The organism is Haloferula rosea, from assembly GCF_016595525.1.
GTDB lineage: Bacteria > Verrucomicrobiota > Verrucomicrobiia > Verrucomicrobiales > Akkermansiaceae > Haloferula > Haloferula rosea.
This window is the reverse complement of record NZ_JAENII010000002.1, coordinates 538,856-554,379: the sequence shown is the minus strand read 5'-3', so window position 1 is coordinate 554,379 and position 15,524 is coordinate 538,856. Positions and strand designations below refer to the sequence as shown.

Sequence of the window (15,524 nt, the reverse complement as noted above, 5' to 3'; positions counted from 1 at the left end):
GCGGATCGATCCGCCGGGCAGGTCGACCGAGGTCCGTCGCACGGCCTCGGCGACGTCACTGTGACTCAAGCCAAGTTCCCTGAGACGCTGGTCGGACACTTCGATGGAGATTTCGTACTCCCTCGTGCCCGCGATCGAGACCTGGGAGATCGTCTGGGGTCCCCGGAAGAAGTTGGCAAAGAAATCCCCCACGCTTGTCGCCCCTTTCGACTCGAAGGAAAGCAGATCATCCCGGATGCGCTCCGCCAGGCGTGTCAGCGTGGTCTCATCGACCGGCCGATCCGTTGTGATCGCCAGATTCATGACCGGGTTCTTGATGAGAATCTCCTCAAGCACCGGCTTCTCGGCCTCTTCAGGAAAGTTGTCGATCGCATCGACCCGGCTCTTGATGTCATCCATCACCTCACGGACGTCATAGCCCGTCTCGACCTCGACGCTCACGGTGCCGATGTTCTGGCTGGCCGTGCTCCGGATCGTATCGATACCGGTCAGGTCGGCGATGGCTTCCTCCACCGGAACACAGACACCGCGCTCGACCTCCTCGGGCGTGGCATTGGGATAAGGAATCCGAACCGCCACGGCATCGATCGAGGTCTCAGGAAAGATCTCCTTCTTGAGCTGGAACCAGGTCGAGAAACCCACCAGAAGGATGGCAAGCATCAGAAAGTTGCCCGCCACGTGGTTCTTGCTGAACCATTTGATTGCCGCCTCCATGAATTCTATTGGTTTCCGGTTTCAGGGGTGCTTCCGGAAGTTGCAGGCTTCGCGTTCACCTCCATCCCGTCGATGGGTGCGCTCATCCGCGTCATGACCAGGCGTTCACCCTCCTCGAAATCGCCCGATACAATCAGGCTATCCCTTGTGCTTCGTACGACCTTTACCGTACGTCGGCGGAGCTCCCCGTCATCCTCGACCCACACCACATCAGACCCGCGCAGCGCGGAGCGTGGAATCTCGACCACTCCATCCACCGGCAGCCCTTTCACCGTCGTGCGAACGAACAAGCCGACCGGTGGGTATTGACCGCTCGCATTGGCAAGAACCTTGGCGATCGCGTGACCACTCAGAGTGGATCGTTCGACTTCGCCTTCCACTCGGACCAGTTCCGCCGGCCAAGTCACCTCCTTGCCTCCGATGGACGATTCAAGCGTGAACCGGGGTGTGTCATCGGCACGGATGAATCCGAAATCCCGAAGCGAGAACGGCAACCTGACCTCGAGATCGGTATCCGAATAGATCTCCGCCACCATCGAACCGGGGACGACGACGGCACCGGTCTCCACCCCCGCATCACGGATGCGACCATCGAATGGCGCCTTGATCCTCGTCCTCTCGATGTCGTTCTTCGCGCGCTCAACCTCCTTTTCGGCCGAGTCCCGCTTGGCCCGGGCACTCCTGATCTGGGGTTCCCGCAACACAAGCTTCGGAGCCTCGCCCTTGCCCAGCTTGGCCCAATCCTTCTGAGCCTGCTTGCCCTTCGCGATCTCAAGTTCGAGTGCGAGCTCGGCATCAGCCAGACTCGACTCCGCCCTCGCAAGGGCTGCCTGGTAGTCCTTGTCATCGAGAATGACAAGGACCTCGTCGGCCTTCACCCGGCCGCCGTCGACCAGTTGGTCGGAGATCGACACCACCTTGCCGGATACTTCCGCAGCGAGTCGGACCTCCCTGCGACTGATGACCGCTCCCTCGCTCGAGATGTCAGGCACGTGCCGCCCCACCACCAGTTGGCTGACCTCGACGGTTGGCTTCGACTTCTGGACATCCGCTTGACTGGCCTTGACCTTGTTGACGACCAACAGGATGGCCACGCCGACCGATCCGCCAAGGATTGCGAGAGCAATGACAAAGGACATGACGGCCCGGATCTCTCCGCGCCTTTCGACTTCGTACTGTTCCGTTTCGCTCGTATTCATTTTGAGATTTTGTAGTCGCCGCCGAGGGCGAGATGCAGGTTCACGCGATTGTCGAGTCGCAGACGCCGGAGGGTCAGTTGTTGGGCCGCGAGTTCGATCTGACGGTTCTGAGAGGCCAGCAAGGTGAGCACGTCACCGGTTCCCAATCCGAAATCAACCGCAGATGACTCCGCACCATCCACCGCGATGCGCAGTGCCTCACCGGTCGCGCGTTCTCTCTCCGCGAGGAATCGATCGGCGGCAAGTGCGGTCTCCACTTCTCCGAAGCCACTCAGAACAGTTTGCTGAAGGTTCGAAAGGGCCTCCTTCTCCTCCGCGGTCCGGGTGTCCAGTTGGGAGCGTAGGGCTCCCCCGTTGAGAATGGGCTGCGTTGCCTGACCTGCGATCGACCACACGCCGAAGCTGCTATCAAAAATGTTGCGGAGCTGCTCCGTGCTCGACCCACCGCTGCCCGTCAGGCTGAAGCTCGGGTAGAATGCGAGGCGGGCCTCATCCTCTCTCCGACCGGCTGCCGCCAGTCGCCGCTCCGCCGTCAGGATGTCGGGACGACGCAGAAGCAATTCGGACGGCAGACCCGCAGGTGGAAACTTCGGCACCTTTGGTAGCTTCGCGGAGCCGGTGATCTCAGCGGATGGATAGCGCCCCAGGAGAATCTCAAGTTGGCGCTGTGCCTGATCCCGGTCTCCCTGACGCTGCGCAAGTGCCGCTTCGGCAGTGGCCACATCGGTTTCCGCAAGTCGCAGCTGGGAGGCATTCGCCCCCGCGTCCTCGGCAGCCAGCTCGAAACGACTCCGAATCAACTCGGCGGTATCCTTCCTCACTTTCAGGGCGTTCTCCGCCAACTCGATCTGCTCGTTGGACTCGGCAAGAAGGAGCCAACCGCGCACCACCTGGGCTGCAAGCGATGCACGCGCACCCCGATAGGTGTATCCCTCCGCCTGCAAGTCAGCCAACGAGGCCTCCTCGCCCGCCCGGAGCTTGCCCCACAGATCGATCTCCCATTGGAGATTCAACGAGGCGCCATAGGCGTTCGAGATGTTGCCACCCCCGCCACCGCCAGGGAATCCGATGAAGTTGCGTTTGTCTCGGGAGCCATTCACTGCGGCATTGAGCTGGGGACGGGCTGCGACTCCAGCTCCACGTGCCACCGCCGACGCTCTCTCGACCCGGGCTGCGGCGGCCTGGAGGTTCCGGTTGGACGCGTAGGCCTCAGCCACCAAAGCCTGCAAATCCCTTGAACCGAAACGATCGACCCACTGGTCATCGATCCCGGCCTTGCCAGCCTTCGTGGCAGTCCATGCTCCAGGTGCCGACCCGCCCTGCCCCATCCGGGAATCCGGCGGCAAGGTAGCGCATCCAGCGAGCAGCGCTCCGATCAAGGCCAGACCGGCTGCTTGTTTCATGCTGTGGTGCATCGACCTAAAAAAGGAACTCGTTCTGTGGTCCGTCCGCGCCACCCTTTTCATCCTGACAGACTCCATCCCGCAACCCCGCGGCGGAGAACCGAATGAATCGCGAAAGGGTGGTTTCCATCGATGGATCGCCCGAAGCATCGCCGCTCAACCGTCGCAGCGTCTCACCATGAGCCATCGTGTGGATCATCGCCCCCACCATGAAATGAATCCTCCAGGTCAACTCCTCACGATCCACGCCTGGCAGGGATCTGGAGAATGCTTTCCCGAAGCGCTGAAGGAGTTCGCGAAGCCCGGCCTCCACACTGGCAGGCAGGGCTCCTCCCAGGTCGCCGAAAATGCGACCCATCAGACGATAGAACAGCATCTCCGACATCTCACTCCGCCGCACCTGCGTCACGAAGGGCCTGATGAACGCATCCAGAATCTCCTCGAGCGGAGCCGGCTTGCTTCCAAAGCGACGTTCCAGCTTCTCAAGCCGCTCCAAACGTTCGTCATTGATGGGATTGATGTAGCGTTCGATCACCTCTTCAACCAAACCCTCACGGCTCCGGAAATGGTAGTTCACCGCGGCAACGTTGGCGCCGGCTCGATCCGTAATGTCACGGACGGAGACCCGATCGAACCCTTGTTCCGCAAAGAGCTGCTGGGCTGACTCCAACAAGCGTTGGCGTGTCGCAATCCCAGATTCCACCTTGGTTTCAGATGCTTTCACGGGCTCAAACTGCCGTTTGGATGGCAGTTGTCAAACTCTTGTTTTAAAACGATGATGCAAATGAGCGCCTCAACCCGATGACTGCTTCCATCGGTCGTTCCTGAATGAGAAGTCCGGTAGAATGCCATTCGAGGAGAATGGGCCACGGTGGTGGGATCAATGCTTCGGCTGAGCTTTGTGCTTTGCGGAACTCGGCCCGCTCGTTCAGAGTTCAAGGGCAATGAGCGAATCTTTCACAAAGCCCGAGATCCCTCCGACCGGCATCATGGCCGGCCTCCAAGATGAAGATCGGCAGTTGCTTGGCGACTACGGCGAATTTCTTCCGGTTCATCCCGATCAGATCCTGATTCAGGAGGGTGGCAATCAGGACTCCCTCTACTTCGTCATTTCTGGTGTGCTTCATGTGCACACCGACACCGCTGAGAAACGTACGCTGGTGGCTCGCATTGAGGCCGGTGAGACCCTCGGCGAGGTGAATCTTTTTGACCCGGCAACGGCCAGTGCCTCCGTGACCGCCCGCGAATTCAGCCAGGTCTGGAAAGCAAACCGCAGTGATCTTGAGTCGTTCATGACGGCGTATCCTGCCGCCGCCGCGCGGTTGCTCGCCGGGATCCTGAGTGAGATGAGCACTCGCCTCCGGCGGATGAATGAGAAGCTGGCGACCCGCGAAGCCGAAGCGGCATTCCAGAGTTTCTGGTCCTGATGCCTCCCATCTTCCAGGTCCAGGCTGCGATCATTGAAGTCAGCGGTATCGCTTCGGGGGCTGTGCTTCTATTCGCGCTTTTGATAGGGCACGCGATCTGCGACTTCGCCCTGCAGGGCGAATTCCTTTCGCTGGCAAAGAACCGCCACGCCAATCTCGCGCAGTTCTTCGGCGACAAGGAGGTTCCGAGAGGTCTTTGGTTCCACGCTCTGGGGGCGCACTCCCTCATTCATGCTGCCCCGGTTTGGTGGATCACCGGGTCCGTCGGCCTCGCTGCCTTGGAGGTTGTGCTCCACGGCTTGATTGATTTTGCCAAGTGCGAGGGCTGGACGCGATTCAGCACCGACCAGTTCCTTCATGTTGCTTGCAAAGTGACTTACGTCGTCGTCATTGGCCTCAACTGCCCCTTGGCCACCTGGCACCCCTGACATCATCATGAAGTTTCTCCTCGTCATCATCGGCTGCGTTCTCCCCCTCGGTGGATTCGAACTGCCGGAAGCCAGCAAGCAATGCATCGTCGGTGTGTCGGCGGGCTGGGATTCCTCCCATGTCACGCTCACCTGCTATGAAAGGAAAGGAAACTCCTGGACTCCGGTGCATGGGCCGTGGCCGGGCCGACTCGGGAAGTCGGGCTCGGTCTGGGGCCTTGGCCTGCACCCGAACCCCGCGGGCTCGAAGCTGAAGGTCGAGGGAGATGGACGCGCTCCGGCGGGGGTCTTCAGGATCGGTGGAGCGTGGGGATATGACGGCGCCATCCGCAAGCATCCGAAGCTATTTTACCGGAAAATCACCAGCCGCGATCTTTGGGTCGAGGACTCGAAATCCCCGAGCTACAATCGGCATCTCGTGCTCGATCACGAGCCCGCGACAGCCTGGGAGAAGAAGCAGCAGATGCGACAGGGAGATCACGCCCACTCGCTGAAGTTGTTTGTGGGCCACAACGCACCACCCCGGGTGAAGCCCGGTGGCGGAAGCGCCATCTTTTTCCATATCTGGCGGGGCGGTGGATCCAAGCCGACGGCAGGCTGCACCACCCTTTCGGAAGATCGCCTCAGAACCATGATCGCGTGGATCGATCCCGACAAGCAGCCGCTCTATGTGTTGCTTCCGAAGGACGAATACGGGAGGCACCGTAGTTTATGGCGCCTTCCTTGAATGGTCCCCGGCACCCACACCCACGTAGAAGAATGCGAAACCAAGGGTGATCAGGACGATCATCCCTCCGAGGATAGACCAGTAGGGCGTCCAGCCGCCGGGGTCGCCCGCAACCATGAGGTCGTAAAGATGACGGACAACGATCGTCCCGATCAGGGTGCCAATGCCGTTGCTGAACAGGGAAAGTAGTCCCTGGGCCTGGCTGCGAACCCTCAGGGGAACCCTCCGATCGAGGAACATCTGCGCGGTGATGAAATAGAAGGTGTAGCACATCCCGTGGATGGCGACACCGATCCACATCCCCACCATGCTTCCCGTGGCTCCGGACCATGCAAACAAGCCGTAGCGAAGCGCTGAAAGTGCCAGAGCGGCAAGCAGCAGCGTCTTGACCCTGAATCGGGTCATCAAGGAGACCATGAGCAGCATCGCGGCAATTTCACTGAATTGTCCGAATGCCATGGTCCACGTCGGCTTGGCATCTCCCAGATCGGCGAGATGTTTTGGGGTCCACATGTAGAAGGCTGCGAGCGGGATCGACAGGAGGGCGGTGGCGGAGAAGAACACGCAGTGGTCCCTTTCCTTGAGCAGCCGAAAGGCGTCGAAGCCCATCAACGTGCGCCACGACCTCGATCTTCCCGGCGGAGGGGTGTCCGGGAGCGTGAAGGCGACAAAGCCGCCGAGGAGTCGGATGAGGGCGCCTGCGTAGCCGGCAACCGGCGAGGTGTCCGCGCCCAGGACCCAGCTGGTCAGGAAGCCAGCCAGCATCCAGCCGATCGTGCCACCCAGACGGACCAGCGGGAACTCGCGTTCTCCCTGAGTCAGGTGGAACATGGATACACTGGCGAGAGTGCTCCATAGCGGGGCCGCGACGATGGAACTACTGAACAGTAGTACGACGAACCACCATGGCGACAGGTTGGAGTCCAGACACGCAAATGCAGCAGCCAGCAGCGCGGCGCTGATCACTCCCGCCCAGCCGAGTACCCTTTGGGCGGCAAACCGATTGTCAGCGAGTGCACCCACTGCCACAGGTGATAGAAGCGAGGCCACCGGACCGGCGAGCCACGCCCACTGGATCAACTGGCTGCCGAGGCCCCGCGCGCTCATGATGTTGGTCATCGTCGGCACGTAGAAGCCGACCGACATTCCCAGCAGGAAGAACATCAACCACAACCCGCCCATGACCCGAGGCGGGCTTTTTGTGCGAGCGAGGTCTTCTGCCATCGGCGCGACGCTATCGCCCGCCTGCGCCCAGGCAAGCCTTCGGACATCAGCAAACGGACCAAAAGTCGCGTCCCTCCACCCGGCCGTGCTCCATTGCCAGTTGGCGGACTCTTTCGCGCCCGCCGGGGATGCCGACCGCTCCGAGCACGACGGCATCGGTCCAGACCTCAGCCATCCGCTCACTCGAGAGGACGGGGACTCCATGGATGGTTTGCCCGATACGCCGAGGGTGGACTTCGAAGAAACCTTGAACCATCACCCCCAGATCGTTCAGTCCTCGCGAGATGGACTTGCCGATCGGTCCGGCGCCCGCGATGGCGACCCCTCGCTGCATGACTTCGGGCAGGCGGGCAAGGTAGTGGCAGCGCATCGCCGAGCGGGCCGCTTCTCCGTATCGGGCATCGGCTCGGGTCAGTCGGGTTGAGGAATCCCTCCAGTCGACCAGAACGTTCGGGATCGAGATCACCTGCCCCCCCGCCTCGAGCAATCTCATCCAAACATCGTGATCCTCCGCCCATTCGACCGCCCGGTATCCTCCGATGCGTTGCAGCCAGTCCTTTCGGATCATTGAGCTGGGATGGGCGATGGGGCTTTCAATGAATCGGGCGCAGGCAATGGACTCCGGGGTCTCGAGCCCATTGACCCATGCGACGTGGCGATCCATGCCATCCCCCAGCCCATCGATCAGTCGCACCCGGGACTTCAATGCTGCGCAATCCGGGTGACGCATCGCCCATTCCATCAGCATGCCGAGTCGCTCAGGGTGCGATACGTCATCGGCATCCATGCGCGCGACCCATGGCGCCCGTGCATGATCGACGCCAAACTGCATCGCTTCGGCCACGCCGTGGGGTCCAGGATGGGACAAAACCCGCAGGCGGTGGTCTGAATACCGGGCGAGTATCCGGGGGGTATCGTCGGTGGACCCATCGTCGACGACCCAACATTCGAAATCCCCGGAATCCTGCCCCAAAATGCTATCGACCGCCTCCTCGATGGTCGCGGCGGCGTTCCGGACCGGCAGTACGACTGAGATCGCCGGCGTCATCACGAATCTCCCAAACCCTTGGCGCGCGGCCCTTCGGCGTCGAAGACAATCACCAACGGCCGACAGCAGATTTCACAGTCGTAGTCCACTTCGGCAGGCATCTCAGCTTCGGCCGGGCAGGCCACCGAAAACCACTCGAAGCATGTTGGGCATTGCACCTCCGCCATCTCCATGGGCCCAGCTTAGGGGTGGCAACAGGTTTGATGCCAGTCGCAAGGCAAGGTTTGACCCCGCTCCGAGCCATGTTAGGTTTGGCATGTGCGCTGCTCACACAAGAGCTGCCAGAAACCGACCCAAACACTATGAAGCTTACAAAATACGCACTTCTTGCCACGACCCCTTTCATTTTCGCCGCATGCAGCGAAAAGCCAACGACTGCCGAAGAAGCAGCTGAAACCGCTGTCGAGAAGGCAGAGGAAGCTGCTGAAGCCGCGGGTGAAGCCGCTGAAGCAGCCACCGAAGCCGCAGGCGCAGCAGCGGAAGAAGCTGCCGAAGACGCTGGAAATGCTGCTGCCGAGGCAGCTGAGGACGCCGCTGAAGCAGCGACCGAGGCTGGCAATGCGGCCGCCGAAGCGGTCGAAGACGCAGCAAACAGCGCGACTGAAGCCGCCGAAGACGCGGTTGACGCTGCGGAAGATGCCGCCAAGGAAGCTGCTGACAAGGCCAAGGAAGCTGCTGACGCCGCTGCCGACGCCCTCAACGGCGGCGAATAAGTCCTGCCCCATCGAAGAATATTTCACGGCCCACCCGGAATTCACCGGGCGGGCCGTTTTTCGTGGTGCTGACAGGGCGATTCCTCGGCAAATTTCCTCAGTAACTGGCCCTTTCCCCGCTTGCAATCGCTTGCTGGCCGTCCAAGTCTATCGCCATCCGATGAATCGCTTTTGGTTTCCCCTCCTTGCTCTTCCCTGGCTGGCTCATGCCCAACAGCAGCCTGCACCGCCCACACCACCTGCACCCACGGGTCTGGTGGAGGTCAATCGCATCGCCGCCACGGTGAACGCCCGACCTATCACCGCCAAGGAAGTCGGTGTCATGCTCGGCCCTGAGATCGCCCGATTGATGGCCGAGTTCCCCCGGCGTGGTCCGGAATTCGACCGTCAACTCACCGAATCCCGCGAGCGCATTCTTCAGGAACTCATCGACCGCGAACTCATCATGAGTGAGTTCGACAAACGTCGTGCCCGTGGCGCCAATCTCCCCGACCGGGTGGTCGATCAGGAGATCGACCGACAGGTCAAGACGCTCTACGGCGGCGACAGCGCCAAGTTTCGTGAAGAACTCTCGAAGGCACGCATGAGCATGGCGAGCTACCGCGAGATGACTCGCGAGAAATTGATCGTCCAAGCCATGCGGGGCGAAAAGTTCAAGGATGCACCCCCACCGCTTCCAAGCGAGGTGCGGGCGGAATATGCAGAGGCGAAGGATTCGCTGCGCGACACCAGCAAGGATGTCTTGAGCTACCGCAAGATCTTCCTCCCGAGGCTGGATCCGGCGAATCCACTCGCTACCGCAGAAACCCAACTCGCTTTGGCGGAGGCCATTGCTGACGACATCCGCAAGGGTGCCGACTTCGGCGAATTGGCGAAGGAGCACTCCGCCGATGCATTCGCCTCCGAGGGAGGCTTGCAGGAGGATGTGCCTCGCACCGACCTCTCTCCGGAATTCGCTGCGATCTTGTTTGATGGCAAGGTCGGAGACGTCCTCGGGCCTCTCGAGGACCCCGCGGGTTTCACCGTGGCACGGGTCGAGAAGGTCAAAAAGGGGCCTGCTCCACCGCTGAGCGAAGTCCGCCCTCTCATCGAAGAGCGGGTTCGCGCCAAGAAAACTTCAGAGCGTTACGACGCCTGGATCAAGAGCCTGCGTGAGAAGGCATTGGTCGACATCAAGATGCGCTGAGCGTCTCATGTTCCGATGCGCCGGATTCTGATTACCATCGGCGATCCGGCCGGCATCGGTCCGGAGGTGATTCGAGCCGCGCTTGCTTCGGATCGGATGCCCGAGGGCTTCGCCCTCGAGGTGGTCGGGGACTCCGGCGAGGGGGTTCCAGGAAAGCCGGATGCACGATCTGCTGCGGAGAGCCACCGGGCACTCCGCGAGGCGGCTTGGAAACTCCGCGACGACCCTGAAGTCGTCGCAGTGGTGACCGGGCCAGTCTCGAAAGGGCAGCTGGAACTCGATGGATTCGCGTTTCCGGGTCAGACGGAATTTTTCGCACAACAAGCTGGTGTTGAACGCTTTGGAATGTGCTTGACGGGTCAATCTCTCACCGTGGCCTTGGCGACGATCCACGTTCCTGTCCGTGAAGTTCCGAAGCGTCTGACTGAAGAGGCCATCGTCGAATGCGGGGGCTTGCTCGCCCGCTTCGTAGAACGCCGGCGGCGGGACAAGGCGGGCCGAATTGCGGTAGCTGGACTGAACCCCCACGCGGGTGAAGCAGGCAAATTCGGGGACGAGGAGTCGAGGATCATCGACCCGGCCATCCGCTGTCTGAATCGTGAATTTCCCGGAGCCTTCAGTGGTCCGCATGTTCCCGACGCCATCTTCCGCGATGCAGCGGCCGGCCAGTACGACGCCGTCCTCGCCATGTATCACGACCAGGGCTTGATTCCGATCAAGCTTTTGGATTTCGACACCGCCGTCAATGTGACCCTTGGTCTCCCCAAGCCTCGGACGAGTCCTGATCACGGGACGGCATTCGACATCGCGGGCAAGGGCATCGCCAACCCGGAATCCATGATTCATGCGATTCGATTGGCAGCTGAATTGGCCAGCGAATCATGAAACTCTATGACACGGCGGCCGATGTGGTGAGGAAGGCGCTACGTGGTCTGGAGATGCCACCTGCTCGTGCCGCGCTGCTCGGGGGGATTCCCGAGCCCGCGCTCATGGCTTTTCTTCGGGGTGCTCCCTCGGGTCCGTGGCTCTCGCGCTTGGCCGAAGTGCTCGGACTCGATCCTGTTGCGCTGACGTCCGTCGATACACCCCATAAGGCCCCCACCCCTCCGCCAATGCTTCACCAAGTCGCCCTCCCTTTCGATGGCGATGAAGTCAACGTCTGGCATCTTGAGCATCCCGAAGGTTCTTTGTGTGTTGATGCGGGGTTCCAGACTTCGGATCTCGCGAACGCCACCCATGGGATGGAAAACTTTGACCTACTGATCACGCATCCCCATCGCGACCATGTGGGAGGCATCAGCGCGGTCTCCGGGAAAGCGCGCACGATCTATTCGCCCACCCCGCTGCCTGGTGCATCAGATACGGCAGCGGGTCAGACTTTCCACTCCGGACCGTGGCGGATCGAGGTTTTCGGTTTGGCCGGCCACCATCCTTCAGCCGTTGGTTATCGGATTCGAGGAGCCGATCAGGATTTTGTGGCAGTTGGGGACGCGGTATTCGCCCGGTCCATCGGTGGTTGCGCCGGCGGGGAAGCATACCAGCATGCGAAGGAAAGCATTCTGGGCATGTGGGCCAAGCTGGAGCCCGGCACCCTCATATTGACGGGGCATGGGCCATTGACGACCGTGGCACGCGAGACGGAGGAAAATCCTTTTCTTGCCGCCTGGCTGAAGGGTTGAGCTTTCTCCTTGTCGTTTCCTCTCGTCATGAAATGCATCAGGTCATGTATGACTACATCGCCTCCGGGATCTACGCCAGTCAGCTCAAACAGGGTCAGGATGCGTTGGGATCCGATCTCGGCAGCACGAACGCGCAGCTGCGCTCACTGACCGATCTGGTCAGGAAAATGGCATTGGTCAACCAGGCCCTGCTCGAGTTGATGAAGGAGAAAACCGGACTCTCGGACGAGGAATTGCGCCTCAAGGTCAGGGAGGTGGATCTGCGCGACGGCTACGAGGATGGCAAATTGACCGCCGGCCCCGTGGTTTGCCCGAAGTGTGGGTTCAATGTCACCGCGGGCTCGCTGAGCTGCCAAACCTGTGGAGCCAAGATTGCGCCGAAGTATCCCTACGAGTCCTGACCTGCCCTATCGGCGGGGCCTTGTCCCCATCGCGAGGCGAATCAAGACCAAGGGAAGAACGCCGATGACCGCCGCAGCCGCAGCTACCTTCCAGCCGGGGAACACCCGCGGTGCGTTGCAGGCCAAGCCGCTGAGGGCCTCCTTTACGACCTGTTTGGCATCGACATAAAAGGCTTCCCGGAAGGGTGATTCATCACCGGTTTGCTGGCGCCGTGCCACTTCTCCGAAGTTCGTATGCACAGGGCCCGGGCAAAGGGCAGTTACCCGAATGCCTTGCTCGCGAAGCTCCAAACGCAGGGCTTCCGAAAAGCTCGTCACGTAGGCCTTGGTCGCCGCATACACCGCAAAGTCGGGGATCGGTAAAATGCTCGCCAAGGAGCTGACTTGGATGACGGACCCTCCCCCGCCTTCAATCATCGGCGGGACCAGTGCGTGGGTCAGAGCGGTTAAGGCCTCCACATTCAGGCGGATCATTGCCTCGGTCTTCGACCAGTCGGATTTGACGAACTCACCGTAGTCCCCCATTCCGGCATTGTTGACCAGAAGGTCCGGATGAAGGCCGGCAGATGCCAGCTGCTTGAGCAACTCAGCCCGATCCGCGGACTGGGTGAGATCCGCCTTCAGCACCCCGACACTGAGGTCCGGATGCTCAAGGCGAAGCTCGGAGGCAAGGGCCTCCATCGGTTCCGTCCGTCTGGCTACAAGAACCAGGGTCTGACACCGCGGTGCCAGTTGGCGGGCGAATTCCGCGCCCAATCCGGAGGAAGCCCCCGTGATCAGGGCGCAGCGATGAAAGAGACCCTCGCTCACAAGAGATCAGGCTTCCTGAGACTCGGCACCGTTCTCTGCGGATTGCTCCACGTGAACGATACGAAGCGGGAGGCGCATGAGGAGGTCACCGTCACAACCGATATCGATCGAGTAGATGCCAGCCTTCGGGAAACGCAGGCCCTGAAGGTTCATGATCAGGTTCCGGGTCAGGAATGGGACGTTCGGGGGAAGTTGCACGTCGAACTCAGGCTCGATGGGCATGTTCTTCGGATCGAGCGACTCCCCGTCTTCGTTGATGATGTTGATCGAGAGCTTGTGACGGCCAACGTCCTCCTGAGTGAAGCAGAGGCGTAGCGCCAAGGCACACATCGGGTGCACGACAGGCACGGCACGAGCGGCCAGCGTGTCAAAGGTTCCGGTCAAGACCAGCTTGCCATTGTAGTCGGCTGCGTGGTCACAAAGAGATGCGATTTGAATGTCCATGGATTCAATAATTGTCGTAGTCCCTGCGCCTTCATGCACAGGACCCACGTTGTTTGAGGGGTTCTCGGCGAGGCGTCCAGCAAGGAAATGAGAATCTCAGGGGCCATCCTCGCCCTCGATCAAATCGAGGTCTTCCACAGGCAGTGCCTTGGGAACGTCCGCATCATCAGGCAGCTCTTCGATGGTCTCCAAGGGCTCGACCGGGATGGCACGCAAAACGCCTTCCTCGCTGATTCCCTCGGCTTCCGCACCCTCTTCCACGACAAGCAGAGCCTTCGGGGCGGGCGCGATCATCTCCTTGATCTCATCCTTGAAGCTGTTGAAGAAGGCTGGAACCATGGGAGCTGCATTCCGGCCGCCGCTTACCTTCTGCCCGGGTCGACCTTCATACAGACAGGCAAAGGCGAGGCGGGGTTCATCGGCTGGAAGGAATCCAGCGAACCAGGCGACGCCTTGCTTCTTGCTCTCCGGTCCCCATTGTCCGGTGCCGGTTTTTCCGCACACTTCCGTCCAAGAAAGCCCGGCGCCTCGTCCGGTGCCGCCATCCACGACTTGCCGCATGCCTTCGCGCACATTCTCGATGGCGTTGTAGTCGATGCCCAGCCAGTGCCGGCGCTCGGGCTGAGCGGTACGGATGACCCGTCCGTAGGAGTCCTGCACCTGCATGACCAGATGAAGCTTCGGAAGGGCCCCGCCATTGCCAATGGCGGCCATGCCCTGGGCAACCTGAAGGGGTGTCGCCAGCACCGCACCCTGACCGATCGACCAGTTCGCCGCGTCACCTTCCGTGATCGGCCGGCGATAGGTCTTGCGGACATACTCGGGGGTGGGAATCAATCCGGCGTCCTCGCCCAGAAGCGGCAACCCGGTAATGGTGCCGAAACCCAGTCGCCGTGCCAGACCGAGAAAGGAGCCCGAGCCCACCCGGTTGCCCACTTGGGCAAACCATGGGTTGTTCGACCATTTGATGGCTGGAATCACCGACAAGGCACCATAGTCGGATCGGGACCAGTTCCACAGCTTGTGATTTCCGTAGGTCAGGAACGCGGGACAGTTCACCGTGGTGTCCTTCGTGATGACTTGATCATTCAGAGCCGCGAGGGCGACGATGGGCTTGAAGCTAGAGGCGGGCGGATAAGTCCCTTGGAATGCCCGGGCATACAGCGGCTTGGCAGGATCTTCCCGGAGCACGTCGTATTCCTTTTGACTGATGCCGGGAATCCATTGGTTCAGGTCAAAGCCAGGATTGGACGCCATGACGAGCACCTCGCCGGTGACCACATCGATGACCACCATCGCTCCCCTCTTTGAATATTCATCGAGAACGGCTTCCGCCCGCTTCTGCCAGCGCAGGTTGATCGTCGAGACCACGGCTCCTCCCGCTCTCGGCTGTCCCTTCTGCTCGCGAAGGAGCATTTTCCCGTTCTCATCGAAAATCAGCCGCAAGTGGGCCGGGTCGCCCTGAAGGTCCTGATCGTAGATCTTTTCAAAGCCGGCCCGTCCCTCGGACATCTCCCACATCGGTTCATTGGGGCTGATCGGGCCGGTTGGCAGTTTGCCCACTTGGCCGGTGTAGCCGATGATGTGGCAAGCTAGGTCCTTCTCGGGATAGTAGCGCTCGTAAACATCGATCAGCTCAAGTCCGCGCGTCAATTGAGGACGGATCTTTTCCGCTTCCTCGGCGGCCATCGGGCTCGACAGGTAGAGTGGCAACCAACGCCGATGGCGGTAATGCTGGTAAAGCGTGTCATCATCCGGTTCCGAAACCCCTTCGTGGAGCAACTTCGCTGCTTCCACCCGTGCGCGGCCCCACGCGACCACACGCTCCCGTTCCTCGACCTCGAACTGCTCATACTGCAGGGCGAGTTGATAGACCACGCGGTTCTGAGCGAGGGGGTAGCCCTCGCGGTCGATGATGGGCCCGCGGGGTGCTGGAATCTTCAGCTGGATCGTGCGTGCGTTCTTCCGGTTGAAGATCGATCCGTCATCCGCCGATGGTAGGACGTCGGCCGCAGGAGCACTTGGCGAAACGCCGGTGCTCGCCACGACCTCCTGAGCGGAGAGAGGCATCGCCACGAAACAGGCGAACAGGAGGAGTTTGCAAATCTCTTTGATGGCGGA

Annotated in this window: 18 protein-coding genes; 8 read left to right on the top strand and 10 right to left on the bottom strand. The window is 60.9% G+C overall.

The features are described from left to right. The 4 genes from JIN81_RS04445 to JIN81_RS04430 all read right to left on the bottom strand — a co-directional run. The coding region (locus JIN81_RS04445; protein ID WP_200276885.1) for an efflux RND transporter permease subunit at positions 1-714 on the bottom strand (714 nt) is incomplete at its 3' end. Positions 715-719: 5 nt separating this feature from the next. Next, the gene (locus JIN81_RS04440) at positions 720-1,913 is read right to left on the bottom strand and encodes an efflux RND transporter periplasmic adaptor subunit (protein ID WP_200276882.1); all 1,194 of its coding nucleotides are present in this window, start codon (positions 1,911-1,913) and stop codon (positions 720-722) included. Then, a complete protein-coding gene (locus JIN81_RS04435) occupies positions 1,910-3,316 on the bottom strand; it encodes an efflux transporter outer membrane subunit (protein WP_200276880.1) in 1,407 nt (468 codons plus the stop codon). Before JIN81_RS04435 ends, JIN81_RS04440 begins: the two co-directional genes overlap by 4 nt. Positions 3,317-3,332: 16 nt before the next feature. Next, positions 3,333-4,040, bottom strand: a complete 708-nt coding sequence (locus JIN81_RS04430; protein WP_200276877.1) for a TetR/AcrR family transcriptional regulator — start codon at positions 4,038-4,040, stop codon at positions 3,333-3,335. A 265-nt stretch (positions 4,041-4,305) separates the two neighbouring features. Between JIN81_RS04430 and JIN81_RS04425 the strand changes: the two genes are divergently transcribed. Genes JIN81_RS04425 through JIN81_RS04415 form a run of 3 tightly spaced genes read left to right on the top strand, consistent with a single transcriptional unit; the run spans position 4,306 to position 5,898 of the window. Beyond that, entirely contained in the window at positions 4,306-4,743 is a 438-nt protein-coding gene (locus JIN81_RS04425) for a Crp/Fnr family transcriptional regulator (RefSeq protein WP_200276874.1), read from the top strand. Beyond that, positions 4,743-5,171: a DUF3307 domain-containing protein gene (locus JIN81_RS04420; RefSeq protein ID WP_200276871.1), complete on the top strand. Its 429-nt coding sequence runs from the start codon at positions 4,743-4,745 to the stop codon at positions 5,169-5,171. The genes JIN81_RS04425 and JIN81_RS04420 overlap by 1 nt, the downstream gene beginning before the upstream one ends. A 7-nt stretch (positions 5,172-5,178) precedes the next feature. Then, on the top strand, positions 5,179-5,898 hold the full coding sequence (locus JIN81_RS04415) for a L,D-transpeptidase family protein (RefSeq protein WP_200276868.1): 720 nt from the start codon (positions 5,179-5,181) through the stop codon (positions 5,896-5,898). Here JIN81_RS04415 and JIN81_RS04410 read toward each other — a convergent pair. From JIN81_RS04410 to JIN81_RS19625, 3 genes are read right to left on the bottom strand one after another with little or no spacing between them, the layout of a single operon-like run. Then, a complete protein-coding gene (locus JIN81_RS04410; RefSeq protein ID WP_234044457.1) occupies positions 5,881-7,122 on the bottom strand; it encodes an MFS transporter in 1,242 nt (413 codons plus the stop codon). The genes JIN81_RS04415 and JIN81_RS04410 overlap by 18 nt on opposite strands. Positions 7,123-7,168: 46 nt before the next feature. Continuing rightward, entirely contained in the window at positions 7,169-8,170 is a 1,002-nt protein-coding gene (locus JIN81_RS04405; protein ID WP_200276862.1) for a glycosyltransferase, read from the bottom strand. Beyond that, a complete protein-coding gene (locus tag JIN81_RS19625) occupies positions 8,170-8,337 on the bottom strand; it encodes a zinc ribbon domain-containing protein (protein WP_425498578.1) in 168 nt (55 codons plus the stop codon). Before JIN81_RS19625 ends, JIN81_RS04405 begins: the two co-directional genes overlap by 1 nt. A gap of 135 nt (positions 8,338-8,472) precedes the next feature. Here JIN81_RS19625 and JIN81_RS04395 point away from each other — a divergent pair, with 135 nt between their 5' ends. From JIN81_RS04395 to JIN81_RS04375, 5 genes are all read left to right on the top strand, one after another. Then, on the top strand, positions 8,473-8,883 hold the full coding sequence (locus JIN81_RS04395) for a hypothetical protein (protein WP_200276856.1): 411 nt from the start codon (positions 8,473-8,475) through the stop codon (positions 8,881-8,883). Between the two features lie 160 nt (positions 8,884-9,043). Then, positions 9,044-10,069, top strand: a complete 1,026-nt coding sequence (locus JIN81_RS04390) for a peptidylprolyl isomerase (protein ID WP_200276853.1) — start codon at positions 9,044-9,046, stop codon at positions 10,067-10,069. Positions 10,070-10,084: 15 nt separating this feature from the next. Beyond that, on the top strand, positions 10,085-10,954 hold the full coding sequence (gene pdxA / locus JIN81_RS04385) for a 4-hydroxythreonine-4-phosphate dehydrogenase PdxA (protein WP_200276850.1): 870 nt from the start codon (positions 10,085-10,087) through the stop codon (positions 10,952-10,954). Further along, positions 10,951-11,748, top strand: a complete 798-nt coding sequence (locus JIN81_RS04380; protein ID WP_234044456.1) for an MBL fold metallo-hydrolase — start codon at positions 10,951-10,953, stop codon at positions 11,746-11,748. The genes pdxA and JIN81_RS04380 overlap by 4 nt, the downstream gene beginning before the upstream one ends. A gap of 44 nt (positions 11,749-11,792) precedes the next feature. Beyond that, positions 11,793-12,149, top strand: coding sequence for a zinc ribbon domain-containing protein (locus JIN81_RS04375; protein ID WP_234044455.1), 357 nt, complete (start codon positions 11,793-11,795; stop codon positions 12,147-12,149). A 6-nt stretch (positions 12,150-12,155) separates the two neighbouring features. On the opposite strand, the gene JIN81_RS04370 is transcribed toward JIN81_RS04375, so the two are convergent. The 3 genes from JIN81_RS04370 to JIN81_RS04360 all read right to left on the bottom strand — a co-directional run bounded on the left by JIN81_RS04370 (position 12,156) and on the right by JIN81_RS04360 (position 15,473). Then, positions 12,156-12,959 (bottom strand): SDR family NAD(P)-dependent oxidoreductase, encoded by an 804-nt coding sequence (locus JIN81_RS04370; RefSeq protein ID WP_325100844.1) that lies wholly within the window; start codon positions 12,957-12,959, stop codon positions 12,156-12,158. 6 nt (positions 12,960-12,965) lie between these two features. After that, complete coding sequence (locus JIN81_RS04365; protein ID WP_200276841.1) at positions 12,966-13,403, bottom strand: DUF6941 family protein; 438 nt, start codon at positions 13,401-13,403, stop codon at positions 12,966-12,968. A gap of 96 nt (positions 13,404-13,499) precedes the next feature. Then, a complete protein-coding gene (locus JIN81_RS04360) occupies positions 13,500-15,473 on the bottom strand; it encodes a penicillin-binding transpeptidase domain-containing protein (protein ID WP_200276838.1) in 1,974 nt (657 codons plus the stop codon). Positions 15,474-15,524: the final 51 nt, after the last annotated feature.

What these genes read in the sequence shown, in the direction of transcription:
- JIN81_RS04380 (WP_234044456.1), top strand. Translation starts at nt 10,951, where the DNA reads ATGAAACTCTATGACACGGCGGCCGATGTGGTGAGGAAGGCGCTACGT.
- JIN81_RS04375 (WP_234044455.1), top strand. Translation starts at nt 11,793, where the DNA reads ATGTATGACTACATCGCCTCCGGGATCTACGCCAGTCAGCTCAAACAG.
- JIN81_RS04405 (WP_200276862.1), bottom strand. Translation starts at nt 8,170, where the DNA reads ATGACGCCGGCGATCTCAGTCGTACTGCCGGTCCGGAACGCCGCCGCG.
- JIN81_RS04440 (WP_200276882.1), bottom strand. Translation starts at nt 1,913, where the DNA reads ATGAATACGAGCGAAACGGAACAGTACGAAGTCGAAAGGCGCGGAGAG.
- JIN81_RS04360 (WP_200276838.1), bottom strand. Translation starts at nt 15,473, where the DNA reads ATGCCTCTCTCCGCTCAGGAGGTCGTGGCGAGCACCGGCGTTTCGCCA.
- JIN81_RS19625 (WP_425498578.1), bottom strand. Translation starts at nt 8,337, where the DNA reads ATGGCGGAGGTGCAATGCCCAACATGCTTCGAGTGGTTTTCGGTGGCC.
- JIN81_RS04395 (WP_200276856.1), top strand. Translation starts at nt 8,473, where the DNA reads ATGAAGCTTACAAAATACGCACTTCTTGCCACGACCCCTTTCATTTTC.
- pdxA (WP_200276850.1), top strand. Translation starts at nt 10,085, where the DNA reads ATGCGCCGGATTCTGATTACCATCGGCGATCCGGCCGGCATCGGTCCG.
- JIN81_RS04420 (WP_200276871.1), top strand. Translation starts at nt 4,743, where the DNA reads ATGCCTCCCATCTTCCAGGTCCAGGCTGCGATCATTGAAGTCAGCGGT.
- JIN81_RS04365 (WP_200276841.1), bottom strand. Translation starts at nt 13,403, where the DNA reads ATGGACATTCAAATCGCATCTCTTTGTGACCACGCAGCCGACTACAAT.
- JIN81_RS04425 (WP_200276874.1), top strand. Translation starts at nt 4,306, where the DNA reads ATGGCCGGCCTCCAAGATGAAGATCGGCAGTTGCTTGGCGACTACGGC.
- JIN81_RS04435 (WP_200276880.1), bottom strand. Translation starts at nt 3,316, where the DNA reads ATGAAACAAGCAGCCGGTCTGGCCTTGATCGGAGCGCTGCTCGCTGGA.
- JIN81_RS04415 (WP_200276868.1), top strand. Translation starts at nt 5,179, where the DNA reads ATGAAGTTTCTCCTCGTCATCATCGGCTGCGTTCTCCCCCTCGGTGGA.
- JIN81_RS04390 (WP_200276853.1), top strand. Translation starts at nt 9,044, where the DNA reads ATGAATCGCTTTTGGTTTCCCCTCCTTGCTCTTCCCTGGCTGGCTCAT.
- JIN81_RS04410 (WP_234044457.1), bottom strand. Translation starts at nt 7,122, where the DNA reads ATGGCAGAAGACCTCGCTCGCACAAAAAGCCCGCCTCGGGTCATGGGC.